Here is a 25,786-nt window from a genome sequence, read left to right on the forward strand (position 1 = left end):
TTCGTCGCTTTTCAACGTCGCCCGGGACCGGGGGTTCCGAAAACCAGAAGGGCCCCGCTTTCGCGAGGCCCCTGCAAGATACTGACCGGCCCTATTGGCAGGCCAGACACTCGTCGTAATCGGTCTTGGGCATGGAGAAGAGGTCGGGCTGGTTCGGGTCGATGACCGCCTCGGCCTTGTCCTCGGCGCCGGCGAAGGCGGCGCGTTGCACCGACTTGGAGCGCAGGTAATACAGCGACTTCACGCCGCGCTCCCACGCCGACCAGTGCAGCATGTGCAGGTCCCACTTGTTGACGTCGCCGGGGATGAACAGGTTCAGCGACTGGGCCTGGCAGATTTCCGGCGCGCGGTCGGCGGCCAGCTCGACCACCCAGCGCTGGTCCAGTTCGAAGGCGGTCTTGAAAATCCCCTTCTCGTCCTCGTTCAGCGCGTCGATGTGCTGGACCGACCCCTCGTGCTCGAGGATCGAGCTCCACACAGCCTCGGTGTTGATCCCCTTCTCGTCGAGCAGACGCTCCAGATAGGGGTTCTTGACCGCGAACGAGCCCGACAGGGTCTTGTGGGTGTAGATATTGGCCGGGATCGGCTCGATGCCGGCGCTGGTGCCGCCGCAGATGATCGAGATCGAGGCGGTCGGGGCGATGGCCAGCTTGTGGCTGAACCGCTCCATGACGCCGCGTTCCTCGGCGTCCAGGCAGGGGCCCTTCTCCTCGGCAAGCAGGCGGCTGGCCTTGTCGGCCTCGCGGCGCAGGTGCTTGAACAGGCGCATGTTCCACGACTTGGCCATGGCGCTTTCGAAGGCGACCCCCTGGCCTTGCAGGAAGGAGTGGAAGCCCATCAGGCCCAGGCCGACCGAACGCTCGCGCTTGGCCGAATAGACGGCGGCGGCCATGGCGGGCGGGGCGCGGCGGATGAAGTCCTCCAGGACGTTGTCGAGGAAGCGCATCAGGTCTTCGACGAATTTCGGCTCCTCGCGCCATTCCAGGAAGGTCTCGGCGTTGACCGACGACAGGCAGCAGACGGCGGTCCGGTCCACGCCCAGGTGGTCGCGGCCGGTGTGCAGCATGATCTCGGCGCACAGGTTCGACTGTTTGACCTTCAGGCCCAGGTCGCGCTGGTGCGGCGCCATCTGGCGGTTCACCGTGTCGGAGAAGATCATGTAGGGCTCGCCGGTCTGCATCCGGATGTCGAGCAGCTTGGTCCACAGCGAGCGGGCGTCGACGGTCTTGATGACAGCGCCGTCCTTGGGCGACTTCAGGTCGAAGGTGGCGCCGGCCTTGACCGCCTCCATGAACTCGTCGGTGACGTTGACGCCGTGGTGCAGGTTCAGGGACTTGCGGTTGAAGTCGCCCGAGGGTTTGCGGATCTCGAGGAATTCCTCGATCTCGGGATGGTGGATGTCCAGATAGACGGCGGCCGAGCCGCGACGCAGCGACCCCTGGCTGATCGCCAGGGTCAGGCTGTCCATCACGCGGATGAAGGGAATGATGCCCGAGGTCTTGCCCGCGCCCTTGACCTTTTCGCCGATCGAACGGACGCCGCCCCAGTAGGTGCCGATGCCGCCGCCGTTCGAGGCCAGGGCGACATTCTCGTTCCAGACGTTCTGGATGCCGTCCAGGCTGTCGCCGACCGCGTTCAGGAAGCAGGAGATCGGCAGGCCGCGATCCGCCCCGCCGTTCGACAGGACCGGGGTCGCCGGCATGAACCACAGGCGGCTCATATAGTCATACAGGCGCTGGGCGTGTTCGGCGTCGTCCGAGAAGGCGGTCGAGACGCGGGCGAACATGTCCTGATAGCTCTCGCCCGCCAGCAGGTAGCGATCCTCCAGCGTCTTCTTGCCGAAATCGGTCAGAAGGGCGTCGCGCGAACGATCGACCTGCACCGATTTCACCACGGTCAGATGCGGCTTCTCGAGGGTCGCGTTCGTCACAACACCTTGGAATTCCGTCGTCTTCAAAGCCTCGCCGCCAGCCATGGTCAATCTGCGTCCTGAACAATAAACAGCCTAGAGCCACCTGCGCCGTAACCACATCATCTAGTGGGTTCTGCGCTCCCCGAGCCCACATATAGGGCGCACATGCCTAATAACCCGTCAACGGGCTTGACGGTCCCTTTGGAGGCGAATCGGTCGGACAAGTCCTTCACGCCTGGGGAAAAGCCCGGCAGCAAGCCAGCAAGGGTCCGATCCCCGTTCGCAGGCGCAAGATCACGAACGCGTGATCAAGACCCCATCCAAGCTTGGCCGTTTCGGGGTTCCGCAGCCGCGTGCGTATTCGTTCCGTTTTGATACGTATTCCGACGCCGGGCGATCCCGCTTCGACATCCGCCTCGACCAAAGTCTAGACCCGCCTCCGCCCCGGACACGGGATAGTGAGGCCAGACGCCGCCCCGATCGGAAAGAGGGCGGCGCCCAGACGAGAGCCACGCCATGGACCCTGCCGCCCTCTACGCCGAACGCCTGAAGACGCCCGACCAGGCCGCAGCCCTGATCCGTTCGGGCGCCAGGGTCGCCATGGGCCTGGGCGTGTCCCAGCCTCCAGCCCTGCTGAAGGCCCTGGCCGAGCGGGCGGAGCGGGGCGAGGTCGAGGAGGTGAACCTCTATTATCTGCTCAGCACCGCCATCGCCGCCGAGACGGTGCTCCGCTACGAACTGATGGACCGCATCCGCCCCTGGAGCCTGTTCCACAGCGCCGTCGAACGTCGGCTGGAACAGCGGGCGCACGAAGAGGGCCGGTCCAATCCCGTCCAGTTCATCCCCACCAGCTTCCAGCAGTCGCCCCGGTTGCTGTGCGACGAGGTCGGCGTCGACACCCTGATCTGCACCGTCTCGCCGATGGACGCGGACGGCTATTTTTCCTTCGGGACCAACACCGACTATTCCAAGCCGGTGTCGGAGACGGCGCGGACGATCCTGGTCGAGGTCAATCCGCACATGCCGCGCGTGTTCGGCGACTGCACCGTCCATGTGTCCAGGGTCGCCGGGATCGTCGAACACGCCGCCCCTCTTCTGGTCGTGCCCAAGGCCGCGCCCCAGCCGGCGGACCTGGCGATAGGGCGGATCATCGCCGACCTGGTCGAGGACGGCGCCACGCTGCAGATGGGGATCGGCGCCCTGCCCAACGCCGTCTGCGACGCCCTGAAGGATCATCGCCACCTCGGCGTCCATACCGAGATGCTGACGCCGGGCCTGGTCGAACTGATGCAGGCGGGGGTGGCGGATCATGCCCGCAAGACCCTGCATCCTGGCGTCGGCGTCTTCGCCTTCTCCATGGGCGATCAGAACACCTATGACTTCCTGGACGGCAATCGCGGCATGGAGGCCCATCCGGTCTCCTATGTGAACGATCCGGCCGTGATCGCGCGCAATGCGAAGATGATCTCGGTCAACGCCACGCTTCAGATCGACCTGACCGGGGCCTGTTGTTCGGAGTTCCTGAACGGCCGGCAGTTCACCGCCGCCGGCGGCCAACTGGACTTCGTGCGCGGCGCCTATGGATCGGACGGCGGCCGGTCGATCATCGCCTGCCACGCCACGGCCGCCAAGGGGACCTGTTCGCGCATCGTGGCCCGGCTGGACGGACCGGTCACTACCCCGCGCAACGACACCCATATCGTCGCCACCGAACACGGCTGGACCAACCTGAAGGGCAAGTCGTCCAGCGAACGGGCCCGCGCCCTGATCGCCCTGGCCGCGCCCGAGTTCCGCGACGGCCTGACGGCGGAGGCGCGGGCACAGGGACTGATCTGATCCCGGACGCGAGTCATTATCGACTTTCCATTTCCCGTCGCGCGCCCTAAACCCCGCCTCGTCATCGGGGAGTAGCCGCCCGCAGCGAACAGCGGGGCCCGCGTCAACATGCTTCCTCTCCCGGAGAGGATGGCGCGGGAACGGTCCGAGACCCTTGGTTCAAAGCCTTGGGTCCGGGATCACGGCAAGACCGGCGGCTTTCGCAGGGATGTCCACGCGGGGCCCGGCTGCGAACGCCACAGGTCCGTCCGCCGAGGCCCCCGCGCACACAGGTTCCTTTTGTGGACGCCTTTCTGATCTCGACCGGCCTGGTCTCCATCGCGGAGATCGGGGACAAGACCATGCTGTTGTCCATCGTCATGGCGGCCACCTGGCGCCGGCCCCTGCCGATCATCCTGGGCATACTGGCCGCCACCCTGCTGAACCACGCCTTCGCCGCCGTGGCGGGCACGGTCCTGGCCCATTTCATCACCGGCGACTGGATGCGCTGGATCGTCGGCGTCGCCTTCCTCGGCTTCGCCGCCTGGGCCCTGATCCCCGACACCCTGGACGAACAGAAGGGCGAGGTTCAGCGCGGCTTCTGGGCCATCTTCTGGACCACCGCCTCGGCCTTCTTCCTGATCGAGATGGGCGACAAGACCCAGGTCGCCACCGCCATGCTGGCCGCCCGGTTCGAGAACCTGCCGATGGTGGTGGCCGGATCGACCCTGGGCATGATGCTGGTCAACGGCCCGGCCGTCCTGCTGGGCGAGACGGCGGCGAAGACCCTGCCGCTGAAATGGATTCGTCTGGCGGCCGCCGTCGGCTTCGCCGCCACGGGCCTCTGGATCCTGCTGGCGCCCTGATCGCGTCTCAGCGAAGGATGTTCAGCGCCAGGTGCTGCAACAGCATGATGGTCTTGGCGTCGCGGATGCGGCCGTCGGCGATCATGGCCAGGGCCTCGTCCAGCGTGGGCTCCAGCACCTCGATGTCCTCGCCCTCGTCCGGATGGCCGCCGCCGTCGCCGATCCGCATGGCGGCGTCATATTCGGCGACGAAGAAATGCAGGATCTCGGTCACCGAGCCGGGGCTCATGAAGGCCTCGAACACCTTGCGCACCTCGCAGAGCCGATAGCCCAGCTCCTCTTCGACCTCGGCGCGTATACGCACCTCGGGCTCGGCGTCGTCCAGCAGGCCGGCCGCAGCCTCGATCAGCAGGTCGTCATAGCCGTTCAGATAGGCCGGATAGCGGAATTGCCGTACCAGCAGCACGGTGCGCGTCGTCGGATTATAGGGCAGCAGCACCGCTCCATTGCCCCGGTCGTAATGTTCCCGCTCCTGGGTCTGCCAGACGCCGTCGCGCCGTTTCCAGTCGAACCGGGTCGTCTTCAGCACATACCAGTTGTCCGAGAGAAGCCGGGTCTCGTGGACCCTCAGGCGATCCTTGACGGTCATTCGGCTTCCCTCGGGAGGTTTCGGACTGGGACTAGGCTTCGCGCGCGTCGCGCTTGGCCAGGACGCGCAGACGCAGGGCGTTCAGCTTGATGAAGCCGGCGGCGTCCTTGTGGTCATAGGCCTGGACGCCCTCCTCGAAGGTCACCAGGTCCTGGTCGTACAGGCTGTAGGGGCTCTCGCGGCCGATGACGCTGACATTGCCCTTGTAGAGCTTGACCTTGACCGTGCCGGTGACCTTTTCCTGGCTCTTGTCGATGGCGGCCTGGAGCATCTCGCGCTCGGGCGAGAACCAGAAGCCGTTGTAGACCAGCTCGGCGTATTTCGGCATCAGCTGGTCCTTCAGGTGCATGGAGCCGCCGTCCAGGGTGATGCTTTCGATGCCGCGGTGCGCGGCGATCAGGATCGTGCCGCCGGGGGTCTCATAGACGCCGCGCGACTTCATGCCGACGAACCGGTTCTCGACCAGGTCCAGGCGGCCGACGCCGTTGTCGTGGCCGTACTGGTTCAGCGCGGTCAGCAGGGTGGCGGGGCTCATAGCCTCGCCGTTGATCGAGACGGCGTCGCCCTTTTCGAAACCGATCTCGATCACCGTGGCGACGTCCGGCGCGTCTTCGGGCGAGATGGTGCGCTGGTGGACGAACTCGGGGGCCTCGACCGCCGGGTCTTCCAGCACCTTGCCCTCGGACGAGGAGTGCAGAAGGTTCGCATCGACCGAGAAGGGCGCCTCGCCGCGCTTGTCCTTGGCGATCGGGATCTGGTTCTTCTCGGCGAAGTCCAGCAGGGCCTCGCGGCTGCGGAACTCCCACTCACGCCAGGGGGCGATGACGCGGATGTCGGGCTCAAGCGCATAATAGCCCAGCTCGAACCGGACCTGGTCATTGCCCTTGCCGGTCGCGCCGTGACAGACGGCGTCGGCGCCGACCATGCGGGCGATCTCGATCTGGCGCTTGGAGATCAGCGGCCGGGCGATCGAGGTGCCCAGCAGATAGTCGCCCTCATATTGCGCATTGGCGCGGAACATCGGGAAGACGAAATCGCGCACGAACTCTTCGCGCAGGTCGTCGATGAAGATGTTCTCAGGCTTGATGCCCAGTTTCAGCGCCTTCTCGCGCGCCGGGCCCAATTCCTCGCCCTGGCCCAGGTCGGCGGTGAAGGTCACGACCTCGGCGTTGTACTCGGTCTGCAGCCACTTCAGGATGATCGAGGTGTCCAGGCCGCCCGAATAGGCGAGAACGACTTTCTTGACGGGCTTGTCGGCGGGGGCGGACATGGCGGCTCTTTCTAAAGGCATGGGCGGCGGTGTCGGGGGAGTTGACGCGCGCATAAGACCGGGGGTCCGGCGATGCAACCTTTTCCGGGGTTGGCCGCGGCCAAGATGAAGCTTTGTTCATGTTCAACCGGTCGCGTTGCCAGCCTGCCGACCGTCGTTATGGTCGTCGTCCATCTGTCATCAAGGACGTCCCAACTATGCGCCGCGCCACCTGCCTCGTCGCCGCCGCCGCCCTGCTCGCGGTCTCCACCCCTGTCTGGGCCTCGGTTTCGCCCGCGGTCGCCGTCCAGGCGTCCACCCCGGCGGCCCAGGCCGCGCCGGTGTCCGAACTGGTCGCCGAAGTCGATATTCCCTATACCAAATTCACCCTCGACAACGGCCTGACCGTCCTGGTCCACGAGGACCACAAGGCCCCGGTCGTGGCCGTGTCGGTCTGGTACAACGTCGGCTCCAAGGACGAGCCCGCCGGCAAGACCGGCTTCGCCCACCTTTTCGAACACCTGATGTTCGGCGGGTCCGAGAATGCGCCGGGCAGCTATTTCACCCCGATGCGCAACATGGGCGCGACGGACATGAACGGCACCACCTGGTTTGACCGCACCAACTATTTCGAGACCGTTCCGACCCCGGCGCTGGAACAGGCCCTGTTCATGGAAAGCGACCGCATGGGCTACATGCTGGGCGCCATCACCCAGGAGACGCTCGATCTCCAGCGCGGCGTCGTCCAGAACGAGAAGCGCCAGGGCGACAACCAGCCCTACGGTTTGAGCGAGTACAAGCAGCTGGAGGCCCTGTTCCCGGAAGGCCACCCCTATCGCCACTCGACCATCGGCTCGATGGCCGACCTGGACGCGGCCTCGATGGAGACGGTGCGCGACTGGTTCCGCTCCAACTACGGTCCCAACAACTCGGTCCTGGTTCTGGCCGGCGACATCACCCCCGCCAAGGCGCGTGAACTGACCCAGAAATATTTCGGCCCGATCCCGCGCGGCCCGGTAAACACCCCGGCCCAGGCGGCCGTCCCCACCCTGCCCGCCCCGGTCAGCGAGACCGCCCACGACCGCGTCTCCAACGCCCGTGTGCAGATCAACTGGGCGGTCCCCGGCATGCTGGACGCCGACACCGTGCCCCTCAGCGTCGGCGCCTCGGTGCTGGGTGGTCTGGCCAGTTCGCGCCTCGACAATGAACTGGTGCGCGGCGAACAGAGCGCCGTCTCGGTCAGCGCCAGCAACGGCGCCTTCCACCGCGTCGGCATGTTCGAGATCACCCTGGACGTCAAACCGGGTCAGGATCCGGCCGCCGTCGAAGCTCGCGCCCGTGAGATCCTGAACGGCCTGATCGCCGACGGCCCGACGGCGGAAGAGGTCGAACGGGTCAAGACCCAGTATGTCTCGCGCACCGTCCAGGGTCTGGAACAGGTCGGCGGCTTCGGCGGCAAGGCCGTGGCCTTGGCCGAGGGCCAGCTCTACGCCGGCGATCCGGAACACTACAAGAAGGAGCTCCAGGCCTATGCGGCGGTGACGCCGGCCCAGGTCCAGGCGGCGATGCAGAAGTGGCTGACCCGTCCGGCCTATACGCTGACGACCCTGCCGGGCGAACGCGAAGCCTATGAAGAGGCGGCCGAGGCGCCGTCGGGGGCCAACCACACGCCCGCGCCGCCGATCGAACGCGTCGCTCGCATGCCCAAGCCCGAGATCGCCCCCGTCGCCAATGTCGACTTCCCGGCGGTCCAGCGCACCCGCCTGTCGAACGGCGTTGAGGTGGTCTACGCCCAGCGCGACGCCGTGCCCGCCACCAAGATCGCCATCGACTTCGACGCCGGTCTGGCCGCCGACGACGCCTCAAAACTGGGCCTTCAAAGCCTGATGCTGGACCTGATGGACGAGGGCACAGCGACGCTGAACGCCACCCAGCTGGCCGAGGCCCAGGAGGCCCTGGGGGCGACCATCGCGACCGGCGCCTCGATGGACCGTTCGGTGGTTCAGCTATACGCCGTCACGCCGAACCTGCAACCGTCGGTCGCCCTGCTGGCCGATGTGGTCAAGAACCCCGCCTTCGCGCCGTCGGAACTGGAGCGTCTTCGCGCTGCCCGGCTGTCGCGCATCGCCGCCGAACGGACCCAGCCTGCGGCCCTGGCCAACCGCGCCCTGCCCGAACTGATCTATGGCTCGGCCAGCCCATATGGCCGCCCCTTCAGCGGCAACGGCGACGAGACCAGCGTCAAGGCGATCACCGAGGCCGACATCCGCGCCGACTACGCCGAATGGATCCGGCCGGACAACGCCAAGATCTTCGTGGTCTCGGACAAGCCCCTGTCGGAGATCACCCCGCTGCTCGAGGCCCAGTTCGGACGCTGGACGCCCCCCGCCGCCGCCAAGGGCGTCAAGGACGTCTCCGCCCCCATCCCGGCCGCCACGCCCAAGATCGTCCTGATCGACCGGCCCCAGTCGCCCCAGTCCTATATTCTGGGCGGCGAGGTGCTGACGGCCTCCGGAACCGACGACCTGCTGGTGCTGAACGCGGCCAATAACGTCCTCGGCAACGACTTCCTGTCGCGGATCAACTCGGACCTGCGCGAGACCAAGGGCTGGTCCTACGGCGTCAACGCCTCCGTCTCCGGCTTCGTCGGCCGCGTCCCCTATCTGGTCACCGCCCCGGTTCAGGCCGACCAGACCGGCCCGGCCATCGCCGCGCTGAACCTTCAGTTCAACGACTTCCTGAAGGGCGACAAGGGCGTCACCCCGGCCGAGCTGGAACGGACCGTCAACGGCAACACCCGCCGTCTGGCTGGCAGCTACGAGACCTCGGCGGCCGTCCTGGGCGCCATGCGCACCAACGACCTGCTGGGTCGTCCGGACGATTATCCGGAAACCGTCGCCGCCCGCACCAACGCCCTGACGGCGGCCCAGATGGACGCCGCCGCCCGCGCCGCCATCGACCCGTCGCGCTTCGTCTGGGTGGTCGTCGGCGACGCCTCGGTGGTCAAGCCGCAGCTGGACGCCCTGGGAATGCCGGTCGAAGTCCGCTCGGCGGCCCCGGCCGCCCAGTAGGGCGAACCTCAGCTCTAAAAACGACGAAGGCCCGGAGAGCGATCTCCGGGCCTTTTTCGTCTTCCCGCCACGGCGAAAAATCAGTCCAGCGTCGCCCCGGTGGTGCGCATGATCTCGGCGCGCAGTTCCGGCAGGCCCAGGCCCTTTTCCGACGAGGTCAGGGCCACGACCGGGAAGGCGGCCGGGCGTTTGGAGATGGCCTTCAGCGTCGCCTCCTGCACCGCCTCGCCCTCGCCCTTCTTCAGCTTGTCGGCCTTGGTCAGGACGATCTGATAACTGACGGCGGCCAGGTCCAGGGCGTCCAGCGCCTCCTTGTCCACGCTCTTCAGCCCATGGCGGCTGTCGATCAGCAGATAGACCCGTTTCAGCGTCACCCGGCCGCGCAGATAGTCGCGGCCCAGGTCCTGGAATTTCCTGACCGTCGTCTTGGACGCCTTGGCCCAGCCGTAGCCGGGCAGGTCGACCAGACGCATCCGGCCGTCCAGGTCGAAGAAGTTGACCTCGCGCGTCCGCCCCGGCTCGTTCGAGGCCCGCGCCAGCTTGTGCATCCCGACCAGGCCGTTGATCAGGCTGGACTTGCCGACGTTGGACCGGCCGGCGAAGGCGATCTCGGGCAGGTCCGGCTCGGGCAGCTGCTCGATCTTTGCGGCGCCCATGATGAAGGTCGCCGGCCGCGCGAACAGGACCCGCGCAGCCTCGATCTCCTCGGGAGTGAACTCGGTTTCCGCGATCACGCCGGGGATTTCTTGAAGCGGGCGATGAAGGTGTCGATCGGGTTCTCGGCCTTGTAGCGGTGCATGATGACGTACTGCTGCAGGATGGTCAGGATGTTCGACCAGGCCCAGTAGACCAGCAGGCCCGCCGCAAAGGGCGCCATGATGAAGGTGAAGACCAGCGGCATGAACTGGAAGATCTGGCGCTGGACCGGATCGGCCGCCGGCGGGTTCATCGCCGTCTGCAGCCACATGGTCAGGCCGTAGGCGACCGCCAGCAGGCCGATGCCCAGCGGCCCGACCAGCAGGGCGCCCAGCAGGGGCAGGTTCGCCGGATCCCAGGGGATCAGGCCGAACAGGTTCCACACCACCGAGGGGTCGCGCGCCGACAGGTCGTTGATAAAGCCCAGGAAGGGCTGGTGACGCATTTCGATGGTGACGGTCAGCACCTTGTACAGGGCGTAGAAGACCGGGATCTGCAGCAGAAGCGGAAGACAGCCGGCGACCGGATTGATCTTCTCCTTCTGGTACAGGGCCATCGTCTCCTGCTGCTGCTTCTGCGGGTCGTCTTTGAACCGGGCCTTGATCTCCTCCATCTTGGGCTGGAGGTTCCGCATCTTGGACATGCTGGCGTAGGCGTTGTTGGCCAGCGGGAACATGATCAGCTTGACGATGACGGTCAGGGCCAGGATGGCGACGCCGAAGCTGCCGACCAGGCCATAGACATTCTCCAGCACCCAGAAGATCGGGCGGGTCAGGAACCAGAACATGCCCCAGTCGATCGCATAGACGAAGCGCGGCAGACCCAGGTTCTCCTCATAGGTCTTCAGCACCTCGGCGCGCTTGACCCCAGCGAACAGACGCTGGGTCTCGGTCGCGGTCGCGCCCGGCTGGATGGTGCGACTGGCGCCCAGCAGATTGGCTTCCAGCTGCGGCTGGCCGCCCGGAACCTCGCGGACGCGGAATTCGGTCTCGACCGCCTCGTTCTGCGGCGGCAGCAGGGCCGCCAGCCAGTATTTGTCGGTGATGCCCAGCCAGCCGCCGGTCGAGGCGTTCTCGATCCGGGGCTCCTTCAGCCAGTCCTTGTACTTCTTCTGCTCGGTCCGGTATTCGCCCGGCTTGCCGAAGGCGCCGATCGCCCCCTCGTGCACGATATGCGACGACCCGGCCGCGGGCGGCACGCCCTGGCGTTGGACGCTGCCGTAGGGGGCCAGGGTGATGGCCTGGGTTCCCAGGTTCTGGACCGTGTCCTGGATCGAGAAGACATAGCGGTCGTCGACCGACACCACGCGGGTGAAGCGCAGGCCCTGGCCGTTGTCCCAGGTCAGGGTGACGGGGGTGGTCGGGGTCAGGGTCGCGCCGTTGGTCAGGCGCCAGACGGTGTTGGGTCCGGGCACGCCGCCGGCGACATTGGGGCCGGTCCAGCCGAACTGGGCGAAATAGGCGTTCTCCATCCCCTGGGGACGGAACAGCTCGACCGGCTCGGGTTTGTCCTGGGTTTCCCTGTAGTCGGTCAGGAACAGGTCGTCGATCCGGCCGCCCTGCAGCGACAGCGAACCCTTCAGCGTGCCCGACTGGATCGGCACGCGGGCGGCGGTGCTCAGCGCCTGGCCGCGATCGGTGACGAAGGTCGGCCCCTGCGGGTTCAGCGCGGTGCGCGCGGCGTTCTCGGCCGTCTGCGACTGTTCGACCTGGGCCTGTTGCTGGACGGCGCGGCGCTCCGCCTGCGGACGCAGCACGGCGAACCAGTAGACCCCCAGGATCAGGGCCGAGCACACGATGAAGATGATCGTGTTGCGCGAGTTGTCGTTTTTCATGGATTCAGGCGGTCCTGGCCGGAGTGTGCGCGGGCGGGCGAAGGCTTGTCGGCCCCCCGATCGTTTCTCGGTGTCGCCAGCCTTGTAAGCGTCGATTTCACGTCGTCAAGCAAACGGTCCCACGCCCGCTCGGTCGTGCCCATGCGGGCGATGAAGACATAGTCGCTGCCGGGCAGGCCGTGGACGGGCAGCATGGCCCGCGCGGCCTCGCGCAGGCGGCGCTTGGCGCGGTTGCGCGCCACGGCCCCGCCGATCTTGCGCGTGGCGGTGAAGCCCAGGCCGATGTGCGGCGAACCGTCGCCGCGTTCCAGTCGCTGGATCACCACGCCGCCGCGCGCCTCGGAAACGCCTTTGGCGGCCGCCAGGAACTGGGGCCGCCGCAACAGACGCTTGATCTGTAAAGGCTCGCTCATGCGTCCAAGGATCCGGACGCGGAGCCGCTTACGCCGTCAGGCGCTTGCGGCCCTTGGCGCGGCGGCGCGCAACAATCTTCTGGCCGTTCTTGGTGGCCATCCGGCTGCGGAAGCCGTGACGGCGCTTGCGCACGAGTCGCGACGGCTGATAGGTCCGCTTCACGGTCGGCTCCTGACGTTAAAAGGTTGGGCGGCGGGGCAAGAGGCGTCCGTCGCAGGAAGGGCGGGCGTATAAGTCGCATGACCGCGCGAGTCAACGCTCGGTCGGCAATTCGGGAACGACGAGCGGATGGCGAAACGAACGGCGAAGGAATGGGCCCTGCGGCTGGCGCCGCTGGCGGCCATCGCCGGCTTGGCGGCCGCCTTCTTCGCTCTGGGCTGGAACCGCTATCTGTCGATGGATCTGATCCGCGAGCACGGGCTGAACCTCCAGGCCTACGCCCGCGCCCACTGGGGCATCGCCCTGATCGCCTTCGTCGCCGTCTATGCGGTCGCCACCGCCTCCACTATTCCTGGCCCGGTCTTCCTGACCCTGCTGGGCGGCATGATGTTCGGCCCCTATGTCGGCGCCCTGGCCCAGGCGACCGGGGCCACCCTCGGGTCCGTGGCGATCTATTATGTCTATCGCACCTCGATCGGCACCTGGCTCCGCGCCAAGTTCGAGGCCGACGCCGGCTTCATGGACCGGCTGGCCAGGGGCATCGACCGCAACGCCTTCACGACCCTGCTGACCTTGCGCATCATCCCCAGCGTTCCCTTCGTACTGATCAACGCCACGGCGGGCATGATGGCCGTGCCGCTGCGTCCCTATGTGATCGCCACCTTCCTGGGCCTGCTGCCGTCCACCTTCATCTACACCTGGATCGGCTCGCAGCTGGGCGACCTCCTGCGGGCGGGGGTGCGGCCGGACCTGCCCCTGCTGCTGCACCAGTTCTTCTGGCCGTTGATGGGGGTGGTCTTCCTGTCCCTGCTGCTGCCCATCGGCATCAAGCTGGTCCAGATGGTCCGCGGCCGGCGCGGCGCGGGAGCGGTCGCATGACGCCGCTGTTCGACAGGATCGCGACCGCCCTGAAACTGTCGCCCGAGGCGATCGAGACCTGGCGCGAGCGGCTGCGCCCCCGCGCGCCCGACGGCCTGTCGGCCCGCCTTCTGCTGCTGACCGTGGCCTTCACCCTGGCGGTCGAGGCCCTGATCATGGGACCCAACCTGGCCGCCTTCCACGAACGCTGGCTCCGTGACCGGCTCCAGGCCGCCGAACTGGCCTCGGTCGGGGTCGAGGCCCTGCCCTATAGCGCGGTCGAGGACGACACGGCGGCCGAGCTGATGCGGATCGGCGGGGTCCAGGCCGTGGCCCTGACGGAACAGGGGGTGCGACGGCTGCTGCTCCAGGCGCCCAATCTGCCCCGCGCGCCCGAACTGATCGACCTGCGCCAGCAGAACAGCTGGGCGCGACTGAGCGATCCCTGGCGCACCCTGTTCGGCCACCCCGACCGCTCGCTGCGCGTCCAGGCCAAGCCCCGCTATCGCTCGGGCGACTTCATCGAGATCGTCACCCCGGCCCAGCCGCTCAAACTCGAACTGAAGGCCTTCCTGCTGAACAGCCTGCTGGTGTCGCTGCTGGTGTCGCTGACGGCGGGCGCTCTGCTGTACGGCGGCCTGGCCCTGCTGGTCCTTCGCCCCCTGCGCCGCGTCACCCGCTCGATGGAGCGGTTCGCCGCCGATCCCGAGAGCGAGGCCGAGCCCCCCTCCGACCGCCACGACGAGATCGGCCGGGTCGAGCGCGAACTGTGGCGGATGCAGGAAGAGGTGCGCCAGTCGCTGCGCTCGCGCGCCCGTCTGGTCGCCCTGGGCGAAGCGGTGGCCAAGATCAACCACGATCTGCGCAACATGCTGACCTCGGCCCAGATGGCGTCGGAGCGTCTCGCCGGCTCGGCCGACCCCCAGGTGGCCAAGGCCCTGCCTCGACTAGAACGGGCCCTGAGCCGCGCCGCCAGCCTGTCGCGCAATGTGCTCGAATACGGCCGCAGCGAGGAGCCGGCGCCGCAGAAGACCCACGTGGTCCTGACCAAGGCCCTGACCCTGGCGGCCGAGGACGCGGGGCTGGAGCCCGACGGGGTGCGGCTGGTCAAGCAACTGCCCGCCCGGTTCGCGGTTGAGGCCGACCCGGACCAGCTCTATCGGATCCTGGTCAATCTGATGCGCAACGCCCGCCAGGCCATCGAGGCCGACCCCGGCAGGCCCGCCGAGCGACGCGGCAAGGGGGCGATCACCGTCAGCGCCTTCGGCGAGGACGGGGTCTGCGTGATCCGCATTGTCGACGACGGGCCGGGCATACCCCCCCGCCTGGCCGAACGCCTGTTCGAGCCTTTCGTCAGTTCCAAGAGTTCGGACGGATCCGGCCTGGGCCTGACCATATCGCGCGAACTGGCCGCCCTGCACGGCGGCGACCTGCGGCTGGTCCCCGGCGAGGGGACCGGGGCCGTGTTCGAGCTGCGCCTGCCGGGCTGAGGCCTATTCCAGTCCGTCGTCCGAGACCACGAAGGCGCGGTTCGACGCCTTGGCCTGGGCGGCCAGTTCGTTCTGCACCAGATGCCAACGCCGCAGCCGCTCGTAGTCGATGGCGTGTTCCGGCGAGGCGTCCAGCCAGTGACGGAAGTTTTCGATCTGGAGCTTGGCGTTCGGCGCGGCCGGGTCGGGCAGGGCCGGGACGTTCGGCAGTTGGCGCGCGACTTCGGCGGGGATCGGAAAGTCTCCGGACGAGGTGCTGAGGATCATAATGGCGTCTCGGTGGCGGGGATGCGTCAGAGAGATTACGACCATGACGTGAAGCCCGGCCGCACGCCACCTTTTCGTCGCGGCGGCGTTGTTGCAGTCCAGGCCGGTTATGGTCAAGGTTCACCGGGCCGGCCTCGAAAAAGGAAGATCACATGACCATCCGTGTTTGCCTGGCGGGCGTCCTGTGGGTCGCGGGCGCCTTCGCCGGCTCTGCCCAGGCCCAGACGCCCGACCCCTATTCCGCTCCGGACCCCTATCGGGACCAGCGCGCCCTGCCCGACCCGAACGATCCGGCCGCGCGCGAGGCCCTGCTGCGGGCGCGCGGAGAGGCCTATCACCGCGCCGACGATTCCAGACAGACCGAGGAAGAGCTGCGGACCACCCGCGCCCTGAACGCCGAGATCGCCGCCCAGAACAGCCTGGCCGACAAGGCGGATGCCGCCGCCCAGCTGGACTATGAGGCCGCCCTGGCCCGTCACCAGATCGAGGTCCGCCAGACCGAGGAACAGGCGCGGGCGGCCGCAGAGGCGACCCGCGCGGCCCAGGACCAGTACGACCGCGACTACGCCGCCTGGCGCGAACAGGTCCGCCTGTGCCAGTCCGGCTTCCGCGAAGCCTGCACGGCCCGACCCGCCTGGGTCAGGCCGCAGTAGGCAGGATCACCCCGCGACCAGGCTCATGTCGCGACGGGCCATCATACGGTCGAACTCGGTCCAGACGCCGTCGGCGCCGTGCCAGTTGCCTTGCGTCGCGGCCTTCGAATATTCGGTGGCGCGCGCCTCGAAGAAGTTGGCGTGTTCCACGCCCGACAACAGCGACTGCAGCCAGGGCAGCGGGTTCTCCGTCACCCCGAACACCTCGGGCAGCTTCAGCTGACGCAGGCGCCAGTCGGCGATGAAGCGGATATATTGCTTGATGTCGTCGGGCGTCATGCCGTCGACCGCGCCCATTTCGAAGGCCAGGTCGATGAACTTGTCTTCCATCTTCACCACGGTCTTGCAGCAGTCGACGATGTCGTCGGCGACCGCCTTGGTCACCGCGCCCGTCTCCTTGTTGAAGGCGTGGTACAGTTTGATGATCCCCTCGCAGTGCAGACTCTCGTCGCGCACCGACCAGGACACGATCTGGCCCATGCCCTTCATCTTGTTCTGGCGCGGGAAGTTCATCAGCATGGCGAAGCTGGCGAACAGCTGAACCCCTTCCGAGAAGCCGCCGAACATGGCCAGGGTCCGGCAGATGTCGGCGTCGGAATCGACCCCGAACTGGCCCATATAGTCGTGCTTGTCCCGCATGGCCTCGTATTCCATGAAGGCGCCGAACTCGTGCTCGGGCATGCCGATGGTCTCGAGCAGCAGGGCGTAGGCCGCGATATGGATGGTCTCCATATTGCCGAAGGCGGCCAGCATCATCTTGACCTCGGTCGGTTTGAACACCCGACCGTAGCGTTCCATGTAGTTGTCCTGAACCTCGATGTCCGCCTGAGTGAAGAAGCGGAAGATCTGGGTCAGCAGATTGCGTTCGTTATCGTTCAGGGTCGAGGCCCAGTCCTTGACGTCCTCGCCCAGCGGCACCTCTTCCGGCATCCAGTGGACCTGCTGCTGCTTCTTCCACATGTCGAAGGCCCACGGGTAGCGGAACGGCTTGTAGGCGGCGGACGGGGTCAGAAGACCGGCGCGGTCGGGATGGATGATCGGGGTGATGGCGTTCATCGAACTGGACCTGAAAGAGCGATTCCGGAGAGGTCTCCACAATGCGACTCGTCGCCCCCGGCGCCAAGCCGTAAATCTCCTATGTTGCGATCACAATTTGTCCTACCCGCTACATGTTGTGGTTCTGTCTCAGGAAATTGGGGATGGGGCTGGGGATGGTCCGTCGCCGGCCCGGAGCCGACTGGCGCAAAAACAGGGTGACAGGGCGCCAAAGGCGCCAGGCCGGTCACCGGGCGTTCGCGGGGGACGGGCCTTGGGCCGGCGGCGCAGCCCCCGCAGTCCTGGCCGCCGCTTCGGCCCTCATCCGCACGGAGGCGCCCAGCTCGGCTATGTCCCCGAGAAAGGCGGCGCGGATATAATCGGCTTCGCGGAAGGGCTGGCTTTCGTCGTCCAGCCCGGACCCGGTGCGCTGCACCAGCTGCACCAGCCGCATCCAGGAGACCGCCTCGGTCGGACGGCGCAGGGCCGCCGCCTCGCACGCCTGTTTGAAGGCGTAGCGACGCAGTTCCGCCGGAAACGGATCGACCAGCAGACTGAACAGGTCGTCCTCGTTGGCCGTGAGCGCGGCCGACAGTTCCGGCCGGTCTTCCAGCGCCGCTCGACGGTCCTGGCCGTCGCGGGTCCAGGCCGGCATATCGGCCATGGGCCCGATGTCGCGGTCGCATCGGCGCCACCCCTCCGTCGCCGCGCGGCGACGCAGGGAACGCACGGAGATCCGGTAGCGTTCGGCGACCAGGGCCGCAGGCTGGCCCGCCTGATAGTCGCGGCGGACATGGACCCAGAGATCGGTTTCGGTGTTCGGTTCATCGGTCATGGGCCGATTGTAGGCACGGCTTCGAACGCGGATATCCAAATGGCGTTTTTTCGGTCAAGCCCCTGAAATCCATGCCGCCGGACCGTCAGCAATAAAATTAAGCCCGACATTCAGGAGGAACGCGATGAGCTTTACCGTCTATGGCGCCGCCGGGTCCGGATCGGTTCCGGTCGAGGCGGCTCTGACCCTGCTGGGTCTGGACTATACCGTGGTCGAGGCGCCGACCTGGGAGGGGGAGGCCGAGCGGGACAAGGTGGCGACGGTCAATCCTATGCGGCAACTGCCGGTTCTGGTCACGCCCGACGGCGAGATCCTGACCGAGAGCGCCGCCATACTGATCTGGCTGGCCGACCGGCATCATCCCGCCCGGCGGGCCGAGGCGGGGCTGGCCCCCGCGCCGGACGACGCCCGGCGCGGGCAGTTCCTGCGCTGGATGAGCTTCGTCCCGGCCGCCATCTATTCGATGTACTGGGTTCGGGACGTGCCCGAGCGGCTGGCGGGCGACGATCCGGAGGATCAGGCGCGGATCCTGCAACGCACCGAGGACCGGATCGCGGAGTGCTGGGGGATGATGGACAGCCAGATCGCGCCGGGGCGGTTCCTGCTGGGCGAGACCTTGACGGTGCTGGACCTCTATGTGGCCGTGGCCAGTCGGTGGACGCCGCGTCGCGCGCGCTTTTATGAGGTCGCGCCGAGGATGGCGGAGGTGGTGAGGCGCGTGGACGAACTGCCGGCGCTTCAGGCGTTTTGGGCGGAACGGTATCCGTTTGAGGCGGGCTGATCGAGGATCGAGTCTGAGGCGAAGAGCCCCTCCACCACCGCGCAAAGAGGCGCGGCGGTCCCCCTCCCCGCAAGGCGGGGAGGAGACGATGCGACGGGCCTTGCCTGTCTCCTCCCCACAAGGTGGGGAGGTGGCTCGGAGCGCAGCGGAGAGACGGAGGGGTTCTTAGACGCGCGCCTTCTTCGTCATTCCGGGCGCAGCGCAGTGGAGACCCGGAACCCAGCGGCGCCGAAGGCGAAATCCGTCCGCAGCAGGATGTCTGAACACCTGGCCCGCGACAGGTTCGCGCTCACGTGCGCCGCTGGGTTCCGGGTCTGCGGGCCAAGCGGCCCTTCGCCCGGAATGACGAAAGGGATGGTGTAGATTTTCTGCGGCCTGCTCCCAGCAAACATGACCGCAGCCGCGCATTGACCCGCCGCATCTCCGCCCTGATATGGCCATGACCGCGAGGCGCTCCCCCCGACCGCGCGGTCGGAGAAGACGATGTCCAAAGTCGTGACACAGGCCGACCCTCGTCGGATCGGCGGACGATGTAGCGGCTGAAGCCGCCCGCTCCGTCAACGCCTAGGCCGGACGTCGAAGACGCCGGTTCGCGCGCCCGTGCGCGCCAAAAACAATCATCAGGAAATCTCTCAATGCGCACCGCCTTCCGAGCCGCCTCGCCGGCTCTTTTCGCCCCCGCCCTTTTGGCCACCGTCTCCGCCGTAGCCCTGCTGAGCGCCGCGCCCGCCTTCGCTCAAGAAGCCCCCGCCACGCAAGCCGCCGATGAAGCCGCCGCCGTGGACGAGATCGTCGTCACCGGCACCCGCGTCGCCAACCGCTCGCGCCTGGACACCCTGGCCCCCGTCGACGTGGTCACGGCCCAGAGCCTGCAGAACCGGGGCACGACCGAGTTCGCCGCGGCCCTGGCCCAGTCCATCCCGTCCCTGACCTTCCCCCGCCCCTCGGCCAACGACGGCAGCGATTCGATCCGTCCGGCGACCTTGCGCGGCCTGTCGCCCGACCAGACCCTGGTCCTGGTCAACGGTACGCGCCGTCACGCCTCGGCCCTGGTCAATGTCAACGGCACGGTCGGACGCGGCTCGGCCGCCGTCGATCTGAACGCCATCCCGACCGCGGCCCTGGACCGGGTCGAGGTGCTGCGCGACGGGGCCTCGGCCCAGTACGGCTCCGACGCCATCGCCGGGGTGGTCAACCTGCGCCTCAGGGAGGCCTCGAGCGGCGGCGGCGCCAGCGTCACCTATGGCCAGTATCTGACCACGGTGAAGACGGCGCGCGGCGAGCGCGACGAACAGGACGGCGGTACGGTCACAACCTCGGCCTGGCAGGGTTTCGGCCTGGGCGACGACGGCTTCCTGACCCTGTCCGCCGAATATCTGAGCCGCGAATCGACCAATCGCTCCGACTATGATCCCCGCACGGCCGCCAATGGCGCGATCACAGCCCGCTTCGGCGACCCGGAAGTGGAGCAGTGGACCGTCTTCGCCAACGCCGGCAAGGGGTTGGGGGGCGGCTGGGAGGCCTATGGCTGGGCCGGCTATCAAGACCGCGACAGCGAGGGCGCGGCCTTCCCGCGCCTGTCGGACAATGTGAACAATGTCACGGCCATCTATCCGAATGGATTCCTGCCCAAGGTCGCCGTCAACAGCCAGGACGCATCCCTGGCCGGCGGCCTGCGCGGCGAGATCGCCGGCTGGAACGCGGACGTCAGCCTGACCTATGGCCGCAACGCCCTGGACTTCCGCACCGAGGATTCGCTGAACTCGACCTATGGCGCCGCCTCGCCGACCAGTTTCGATTCCGGCAGCCTGATCTATGACCAGCTGGTCCTGGGCGCCGACTTCAGCCGCGAATTCGAGGCCGGTCTGGCGGGCGGGCCGCTGAACCTGGCCTGGGGCCTGGAACAGCGCTGGGAGAACTATCAGATCGAGGCGGGCCAGCCGGAGAGCTACAACCGCGGACCGCTGGGGTCGAACACCGCCCTGTCCGGCGGCGCCCAGGGCTTCCCCGGCTTCCAGCCCTCCAATGAAGTCGACGTGGATCGCGACAACTTCGCCGCCTACGCCGATGTCGAACTGCCGCTGACGGAGAAGCTGACGGTCGCCGGCGCCGTTCGGTTCGAGGACTATTCGGACTTCGGCGACACCCAGACGGGCAAGCTGTCGGCCCGCTACGACTTCACCCGCGCCTTCGCCCTGCGCGGCTCGGTCTCGACCGGCTTCCGCGCTCCGTCGCTGCAGCAGTCCTATTTCACCTCGACCTCGTCGGTGATCCAGGACGGCGTCGTGGTCGAGACCGGCACCTTCCCCTCCACCAGTCCCGTGGGGACGGCCCTGGGCGGCCGTCCGCTTAAACCCGAGACCTCGACCAACTATTCGTTCGGCGCCGTGGTGCGGCTGGGCGGGTTCGACCTGACGATCGACGCCTACAAGATCGATATCGAGGACCAGATCGTGCTGTCGGAACTGATCCGCAATCCCGCCCTGCTGACCCCGCTGAACGTTCAGGCGGCCCGCTTCTTCGTCAACGGCGTCTCGACCTCGACCGAGGGGGTGGACGTCGTCGGCCGCTATCGCCTGCCGACCGAGAGCCTGGGCGACTTCGACTTCACCGTCGCCGCCAACTTCAACGACGTCTCGCTGGACACCGACCTGCCCACCACCCTGTTCGGCCGCCAGCGCATCCTGACCATCGAACAGGGCACGCCCGACACCAAGGTCTCGGCGGCCGCCGACTGGCGTCTGCGGAAATGGGGCGCGACGGCGCGAGCGACCTATTACGGCGACGTGCTCCAGCCCGGCTCGGTTCCGGCCAACGACTATCACACCGGCGAAAAGACGGTGATCGATCTGGAAGGCCGCTATCAGCTGACCGATCGCGTCGGCCTGGCGCTCGGGGTGGACAATGTCTTCGACGAATATCCCGACGCCACGCCCCTGGCGCTGAACTCGAACGGGGTGCTGGGCTATCCCTACAACTCGCCGTTCGGCTTCAACGGCCGCTTCGGCTACGCCCGGGTCAATCTGACCTGGTGAACCCCGTCTAGGCGGCCTGGGCGTCGTCCGTCCTGACGGCGGCGACCTCCATGGCCCGGTTCATGGCCTCATAGAGCCGGACCTGGGTGATCGGCTTGGCCACATGGGCGTCCATGCCGGCGTTCAGACAGCGGGCGACGTCCTCGGGCATGGCTTCGGCGGTGACGGCCAGAATGGCCGCCGCCGAAGCCGGTCCGTCCAGGGCGCGGATGGCGCGGGTGGCGGCCAGCCCGTCCATCACCGGCATACGCACGTCCATCAGCACCAGGTCGAAGCTTCCCGTCGCGACCGCCTCGACCGCCTCACGGCCGTCGCCGGCCTCGGCCGTCTCGCAATCGACGGCCTCCAGCATGATCCGCATCAGGTCGCGATTGGAGGGATGGTCGTCGACGATCAGCACCCGCATGCGGCGCTGTTCCAACGGGGCGGCCTCCGCTGTCCGGACGCTCTCGACGGTCGGCGCCGGGATGTCGACGGTGAAGGTCGTGCCCTTCCACTGGACGCTCTCGACCGTGACCGTCCCGCCCAGCCGGTCGATATGGTTCTTGGCCAGGGCCAGACCGACCCCGGCGCCGTGGTGGACGCGGCTGGTGGTGGCGTCGGCCTGTTCGAACAGGCGGAAGATCCCGGCGAGAACCTCTTCGGACATGCCGCAGCCGGTGTCGCTGACGGCGAACCGCAACCGGTCGTCGATCCGCTCGACCAGGATCCGCACCCCGCCCTTGCCGGTGAACTTCACGGCATTGCTGCCGAGGTGGTGCAGGATCTGACGCAGGCGTCGGCCGTCGGTCAGGGCCGCGCTTTCCGCGCCGGGACCGACGGTCAGGACGAAGTCCAGCCCCCGCACGGCCGCCCATTCGCGCGCCGGCGCCAGGGCCTCTTCCAGCAGGACGGGAATCTCGACCGGCTTGAGGGCGACCTCGACATTGCCGCTCGACACTTCCAGCAGGTCTTCGATCAGGCGCAGCATGGCGTCGCTGCACTGGCGCACGGCCTCCAGCTGGCGCCGGGCCTCGGCGTCCAGTTCGGGACGGCGCGACAACAGGTCGGTGTAGCCGGTGATTCCGGTCAGGGGGGTGCGCATCTCGTGGCTCATCATGGCCAGGAAACGGGACTTGGCGGCGTCGGATTTCTCGGCGCGTTGCAGGGCGCAGAGCGCGGCCTCGGTGCGGACCCGGAGCCGCTCGAACAGGCGGCGCCGTTCGGTGGACAGGGTGGTGATGGGCAGGGCGGTGGCCACCACGGCCAGCAGGAACAGATGCAGCACGTTCATCTGGCGCATCACATGGGGAATGGCCTCCAGATCCGGATCATAGGCCAGTCGGGTCATGGTCACCGGGCCGTGGCCGGTCAGGGTGGCGGTGGCGCTTATGACGGAAATCAGGATGACGGCGCCGGCGGTCCAAGGCGGGGACAGACGGAAGGCCAGCAGGAACAGCGGCGGGAAGACGATGAACAGGATCGGGGCCAGGGACTGACAGAAGGCCCAGAGCGCGGCGACGGTCACCAGGCCGATCAGGACAACGAATTCCACGGGGGAAACCTTGGCGTCTCCACGAAAACGGTGGTTGCGCGCGACCAGAAGCAGGGTCGGCGTGATCATCATCATCGCCAGCAGCTCCATGTCGAACAGATGACGCAGACGGAAAGCCAGATTGCCGAGGGGCAGCTGATTGGAAACCACCGCGATCAGACCGGCCAGAACCGTGGTCAGGGCCACGGCCGGGACCACGGCCCCGACGGCGAAGCGGAACAGGCGCTTGGGCCGCCGCATGTCCAGCGCGGCCCCGCACAGGCGTCGGGCCAGCAGGGCAGCGACCACGACCTGCAGCAGATTCAGCGTGACATTGGTCACCACGAACAGGGGCGCATCGCCCCTCAGGATATTGCCGGCTAGATTAAGCAGGGTGCAGCCGATCAGAACGCCCCTCGCCTCGTGGCGGCGCAGCTGGAGCAGAGCGGCCAGAACTATGGCGTTCGCCGGCCACATCACCGTGGCGTTCAGCGTCGCCATGCTCCAATGGCCGAGAACCTGACTGGCGAGATACAGAAGCACGAACAGCCAGGGCGGAGGCCCGGCTTCACGTCCGGCGTCATGGCGAAAAAGCCGCCAACGCCCCCGTCCCAAATGCTTCCTGCTCCGACCCATGAAAGCAGATTGCCCGGATTTCCTAAGAATCCCGTTTTCCCAGCATTAGGTAGAATTGCGCATTCCATCGCCTCGCCTTGCGAACCCCTGGCCTGACGCATTATCCGTGCGAGCATCTGACGCGGGAACGGCCTGGCCTGCGCCCTCCATCCAGGCCATCAGGACGGCGCTTGCGGCCGTCGGAGCAACTTTCCATGCGCCATCTATCCTGTCTCGCGACCGCCGCCCTGCTGGTCGTCGCCACGCCCGCCTTCGCTTCTCCGGACCTGGCCGCGCCCGCATCGGCTCAGGCGTCCGGCGCCGCCGCGCCGGCTGAGGAACGCAGCCCCGAAGAAGCGGCCTTCGAAGCCCGCGCCCACGCCTTCGGCAGTTCGATAGAGACCATGGCGACCGAGATGCAGGCCGCCGCCGCCCAGTCGGACGCCGCCAAGGCCAAGACCGATCTCGACGCCATCCAGGCGCGCTATCAGCCCCAGATCGACGCCTTCGCCGCCGACCTCCAGTCCTTCGCCGCCGCCCAGGGCGCGCCCGCCCAAGAGATTTCGGCGGCGGTGGAGCAGATCAAGGCCATTCCGGCCATGGTGCGCGCCGAGATCGTCGCGAAATCCGCACCCGCCCCGACGACGCCCGAGACGCCTTCCACGCCGCAGTAGGGCCCGCCTTACCGCGATTTCACTTGAGGCGGGGCGGCCTTGGGCGGAGTTTGAACGGGTCATCCACGGGGACTGCTCCCATGATCCGCGCACTCAGCCTGACCGCCGCCCTCGCGCTCCTGCCCCTGTCGTCCGCCCTGGCCCAGGACGGCGACGCGCCGACGGCCAAGCCCGGAGCCCATTCCGCCGAGGCCCGGCTCGAGGCCGCCGCGAACGCCTTCGAGGCCCGGATGGAGGCGTTCGGCAAGCGCGCCGAGGCCATTTCCGAGGACGAGAGCCTCAGCGAAAGCGCACGCGGCCAGCGGATCGCCGCCCTCTGGTCCGACTACGCCCCCGACGTCGCCGCCTTCACCGCCGAGGCCACGAAACACGCCTCGGAACTGGCGGCCGAGGCGCTGAAGGACATCGACATCGACGCCCTGGTCGAGAACGCCCTGAACGACCCCGAGCTCAGGGAGGCCATGGAGGCCGGGATGCAGCACGGCGTCATCGCCGGAACCGGCATCGCCCGCAACAGCGCCTGGACCAACCCCGATCCCGAACAGATCGAGACCTATGGCCTGATCGCCCAGTATGCGCTCGACCAGGCCGGGGACACCCTGACGGTCGACGAACTGGAGGCCCCCGACGCACCCCCCGCGCCTCCGGAAGCGCCCGAGCCCCCCGAAGCCCCGGAACCTCCGACGGCCTGACGCCGGCCCAGGCGGGCGCCGCGCGACGCGACAGGACGGTCTTGACCGCCGTCGCCAATGCAGCGACATGGCGCCGCATGTCCGCCCTGCCTGTCGATCCGCATCTCTATTCGACCTTCCTGGGGGTGATGGCGGTCATGGCGATCACGCCGGGCCCCGCCAATCTGTTCGCCGTCGCGACCGGCGTCGAAAAGGGCCGGGTCTCGGCCCTGATCGGGGTGGTGGGCATGAACTGCGCCACCCTGGTCTGGTTCGCCGCCGCCGCCCTCGGCCTGGGCGCCCTGGTCAAGGCCTTCCCCGACGCCTTCCGCCTGATCGCCGTCCTCGGCGCCCTCTATGTCGCCTGGCTGGGATTGAAGGCCCTGCGCGGCGCCTTCCAGACCGCCGCCCAGCCCGACCATGTGGAGGTCCGCAAGGGCCGCAGCGCCTTCGTCGACGGCTTCGCGGTTCAGATCGCCAACCCCAAGGCCATCCTGTTCTTCACCGCCGTCCTGCCGCCCTTCCTGGACGTCGATCGGCCCGTCGCGCCCCAGCTGGCCCTGTTCGCCCTGGCCGTCATCGGCATGGATCTGATGTCGATGAGCGCCTACGCCCTGTCCGGCGCGGCCCTGTCGCGGCGGATGCAGAACGCCCGGTTCCGGCGCGGTTTCGGGGTCTTCGTCGGCATCCTCCTGCTGACGGCGGCCGTATTGATCGCATTAAGGCTCTAGACGCGGTCGAGCTTCCTCCTAGA

22 protein-coding genes and 1 riboswitch are annotated in these 25,786 nt (G+C 67.6%); of the genes, 11 read left to right on the forward strand and 11 right to left on the reverse strand.

The window, feature by feature from the left end:
- Positions 1-91: 91 nt before the first annotated feature.
- Positions 92-1,975 (reverse strand): ribonucleoside-diphosphate reductase subunit alpha, encoded by a 1,884-nt coding sequence (locus H2037_RS13465; RefSeq protein WP_292123033.1) that lies wholly within the window; start codon positions 1,973-1,975, stop codon positions 92-94.
- A gap of 453 nt (positions 1,976-2,428) precedes the next feature.
- Here H2037_RS13465 and H2037_RS13470 point away from each other — a divergent pair, with 453 nt between their 5' ends.
- Together H2037_RS13470 and H2037_RS13475 are read left to right on the forward strand one after the other, a co-directional pair.
- Positions 2,429-3,748: an acetyl-CoA hydrolase/transferase C-terminal domain-containing protein gene (locus tag H2037_RS13470; protein ID WP_292122967.1), complete on the forward strand. Its 1,320-nt coding sequence runs from the start codon at positions 2,429-2,431 to the stop codon at positions 3,746-3,748.
- 54 nt (positions 3,749-3,802) lie between these two features.
- A riboswitch (yybP-ykoY riboswitch) is annotated at positions 3,803-3,948 on the forward strand.
- 81 nt (positions 3,949-4,029) lie between these two features.
- On the forward strand, positions 4,030-4,593 hold the full coding sequence (locus tag H2037_RS13475) for a TMEM165/GDT1 family protein (RefSeq protein WP_292122969.1): 564 nt from the start codon (positions 4,030-4,032) through the stop codon (positions 4,591-4,593).
- 7 nt (positions 4,594-4,600) lie between these two features.
- Here H2037_RS13475 and H2037_RS13480 read toward each other — a convergent pair whose 3' ends face one another.
- Both H2037_RS13480 and H2037_RS13485 read right to left on the reverse strand, forming a co-directional pair.
- A complete protein-coding gene (locus tag H2037_RS13480; protein ID WP_292122972.1) occupies positions 4,601-5,182 on the reverse strand; it encodes an NUDIX domain-containing protein in 582 nt (193 codons plus the stop codon).
- Positions 5,183-5,213: 31 nt separating this feature from the next.
- Complete coding sequence (locus tag H2037_RS13485; protein ID WP_292122974.1) at positions 5,214-6,452, reverse strand: argininosuccinate synthase; 1,239 nt, start codon at positions 6,450-6,452, stop codon at positions 5,214-5,216.
- Positions 6,453-6,649: 197 nt separating this feature from the next.
- Here H2037_RS13485 and H2037_RS13490 point away from each other — a divergent pair, with 197 nt between their 5' ends.
- Positions 6,650-9,502, forward strand: coding sequence for a pitrilysin family protein (locus tag H2037_RS13490; RefSeq protein WP_292122975.1), 2,853 nt, complete (start codon positions 6,650-6,652; stop codon positions 9,500-9,502).
- Positions 9,503-9,582: 80 nt separating this feature from the next.
- Here H2037_RS13490 and yihA read toward each other — a convergent pair whose 3' ends face one another.
- The 4 genes from yihA to rpmH are packed head-to-tail and all read right to left on the reverse strand — an operon-like array spanning position 9,583 to position 12,608.
- Positions 9,583-10,236: a ribosome biogenesis GTP-binding protein YihA/YsxC gene (yihA, locus tag H2037_RS13495; RefSeq protein ID WP_292122977.1), complete on the reverse strand. Its 654-nt coding sequence runs from the start codon at positions 10,234-10,236 to the stop codon at positions 9,583-9,585.
- Complete coding sequence (gene yidC / locus H2037_RS13500; protein WP_292122980.1) at positions 10,233-12,032, reverse strand: membrane protein insertase YidC; 1,800 nt, start codon at positions 12,030-12,032, stop codon at positions 10,233-10,235. Before yidC ends, yihA begins: the two co-directional genes overlap by 4 nt.
- Entirely contained in the window at positions 12,029-12,445 is a 417-nt protein-coding gene (gene rnpA, locus H2037_RS13505) for a ribonuclease P protein component (RefSeq protein ID WP_292122982.1), read from the reverse strand. The genes yidC and rnpA overlap by 4 nt, the downstream gene beginning before the upstream one ends.
- Before the next feature lie 28 nt (positions 12,446-12,473).
- Positions 12,474-12,608 carry a 50S ribosomal protein L34 gene (rpmH, locus tag H2037_RS13510; protein WP_003164000.1) on the reverse strand — a complete coding sequence of 45 codons (135 nt, stop codon included), beginning with the start codon at positions 12,606-12,608 and terminating at the stop codon, positions 12,474-12,476.
- Positions 12,609-12,734: 126 nt separating this feature from the next.
- Between rpmH and H2037_RS13515 the strand changes: the two genes are divergently transcribed.
- Together H2037_RS13515 and H2037_RS13520 are read left to right on the forward strand one after the other, a co-directional pair.
- The gene (locus H2037_RS13515) at positions 12,735-13,484 is read left to right on the forward strand and encodes a TVP38/TMEM64 family protein (protein ID WP_292122984.1); all 750 of its coding nucleotides are present in this window, start codon (positions 12,735-12,737) and stop codon (positions 13,482-13,484) included.
- Complete coding sequence (locus H2037_RS13520; protein ID WP_292122986.1) at positions 13,481-14,953, forward strand: HAMP domain-containing sensor histidine kinase; 1,473 nt, start codon at positions 13,481-13,483, stop codon at positions 14,951-14,953. Before H2037_RS13515 ends, H2037_RS13520 begins: the two co-directional genes overlap by 4 nt.
- Positions 14,954-14,956: 3 nt before the next feature.
- Here H2037_RS13520 and H2037_RS13525 read toward each other — a convergent pair whose 3' ends face one another.
- Positions 14,957-15,220, reverse strand: a complete 264-nt coding sequence (locus tag H2037_RS13525) for a hypothetical protein (RefSeq protein ID WP_292122987.1) — start codon at positions 15,218-15,220, stop codon at positions 14,957-14,959.
- Between the two features lie 152 nt (positions 15,221-15,372).
- Between H2037_RS13525 and H2037_RS13530 the strand changes: the two genes are divergently transcribed.
- The gene (locus H2037_RS13530; protein ID WP_292122989.1) at positions 15,373-15,873 is read left to right on the forward strand and encodes a hypothetical protein; all 501 of its coding nucleotides are present in this window, start codon (positions 15,373-15,375) and stop codon (positions 15,871-15,873) included.
- A 6-nt stretch (positions 15,874-15,879) separates the two neighbouring features.
- Here the strand turns inward: H2037_RS13530 and H2037_RS13535 are convergent, their stop codons facing one another.
- Entirely contained in the window at positions 15,880-16,929 is a 1,050-nt protein-coding gene (locus tag H2037_RS13535; protein ID WP_292122992.1) for a ribonucleotide-diphosphate reductase subunit beta, read from the reverse strand.
- Between the two features lie 226 nt (positions 16,930-17,155).
- On the reverse strand, positions 17,156-17,743 hold the full coding sequence (locus H2037_RS13540) for a hypothetical protein (RefSeq protein WP_292122994.1): 588 nt from the start codon (positions 17,741-17,743) through the stop codon (positions 17,156-17,158).
- A gap of 124 nt (positions 17,744-17,867) precedes the next feature.
- On the opposite strand from H2037_RS13540, the gene H2037_RS13545 reads away from it, so the two are divergent.
- Complete coding sequence (locus H2037_RS13545; RefSeq protein WP_292122996.1) at positions 17,868-18,524, forward strand: glutathione S-transferase family protein; 657 nt, start codon at positions 17,868-17,870, stop codon at positions 18,522-18,524.
- A 635-nt stretch (positions 18,525-19,159) separates the two neighbouring features.
- A complete protein-coding gene (locus H2037_RS13550; protein ID WP_292122999.1) occupies positions 19,160-21,559 on the forward strand; it encodes a TonB-dependent receptor in 2,400 nt (799 codons plus the stop codon).
- A 7-nt stretch (positions 21,560-21,566) separates the two neighbouring features.
- Here the strand turns inward: H2037_RS13550 and H2037_RS13555 are convergent, their stop codons facing one another.
- Positions 21,567-23,615, reverse strand: coding sequence for a response regulator (locus H2037_RS13555; protein WP_292123001.1), 2,049 nt, complete (start codon positions 23,613-23,615; stop codon positions 21,567-21,569).
- A gap of 287 nt (positions 23,616-23,902) precedes the next feature.
- On the opposite strand from H2037_RS13555, the gene H2037_RS13560 reads away from it, so the two are divergent.
- The 3 genes from H2037_RS13560 (at position 23,903) to H2037_RS13570 (ending at position 25,763) form a co-directional block, all read left to right on the forward strand.
- On the forward strand, positions 23,903-24,361 hold the full coding sequence (locus H2037_RS13560) for a translation initiation factor IF-2 (RefSeq protein WP_292123003.1): 459 nt from the start codon (positions 23,903-23,905) through the stop codon (positions 24,359-24,361).
- 80 nt (positions 24,362-24,441) lie between these two features.
- Entirely contained in the window at positions 24,442-25,053 is a 612-nt protein-coding gene (locus tag H2037_RS13565; RefSeq protein ID WP_292123005.1) for a hypothetical protein, read from the forward strand.
- Between the two features lie 77 nt (positions 25,054-25,130).
- Positions 25,131-25,763, forward strand: coding sequence for a LysE family translocator (locus tag H2037_RS13570; protein WP_292123035.1), 633 nt, complete (start codon positions 25,131-25,133; stop codon positions 25,761-25,763).
- The last annotated feature ends 23 nt before the right edge of the window (positions 25,764-25,786 follow it).

The organism is Brevundimonas sp. (assembly GCF_013912065.1).
GTDB lineage: Bacteria > Pseudomonadota > Alphaproteobacteria > Caulobacterales > Caulobacteraceae > Brevundimonas.